Annotated in this window: 1 tRNA gene; it reads right to left on the reverse strand. The window is 40.6% G+C overall.

The annotated features are described in order from the left end of the window. Nucleotides 1-73 precede the first annotated feature (73 nt). Nucleotides 74-166 (reverse strand) — tRNA-Ser (locus OW492_RS16925). Nucleotides 167-757 lie beyond the last annotated feature (591 nt).

The raw sequence follows: 757 nt of genomic DNA on the forward strand, positions 1-757 counted from the left end.
ACCCCTGACCGCCTGGTTCGTAGCCAGGTACTCTATCCAGCTGAGCTACACCCGCTTTAAGAATCTACAAGAATGGCGGTGGAGGAGGGATTCGAACCCTCGAACAGGCTATAAACCCGTTACTCCCTTAGCAGGGGAGCGCCTTCGGCCACTCGGCCACCCCACCGTCGTCTTGTTGGCGCACATATTACTGTCTTATGAAAACAAGTCAAACTTTTTTTAAAGAAAAAGTTTTGCTTGCTTGCTAATTAAACAAACTGCTTGTTTTTTACGTTAAATGAGGGATTTTCAAGCTATCTAAAAGTAAGTTTTATATTTATTTCATAGCAAGCCAATTGATACTGCTCGCAAAAGATTACATCAAAAGGTAATTAACGGATAAAAAGGGACTAACTATTAAGGAAATGCCAAAAGAGATCATAGAGCGCTCACATTTATGATTTTAGACTTCTGCTTAATAATCCCTGTGCGGCAAAATAAAAAGCTAAAACAGGCAGTCCTAGCTATCAAACAAAGTTTCATATTAAGGCCGTATGCTTACCCTGCAGCTTTTGCATTAAATATACCTAATAGCAGCAGCCATTAGGCTAAGTCTAATGTCAGGGCGCTGACTTAAGTCTGCCAGTAGGCAAATCATCGCATACAGCTATTTAACTGCATCGGACTAAATGAACCAACAAATATTCACGACATCACAATACTTAAAAAACACAAAAACCAAAATACTGCAGGCTAAAGCCAGCGCCCCTTAAAAGAT

Source organism: Psychromonas sp. 14N.309.X.WAT.B.A12 (genome assembly GCF_030397575.1).
Classification (GTDB): Bacteria; Pseudomonadota; Gammaproteobacteria; order Enterobacterales; family Psychromonadaceae; genus Psychromonas.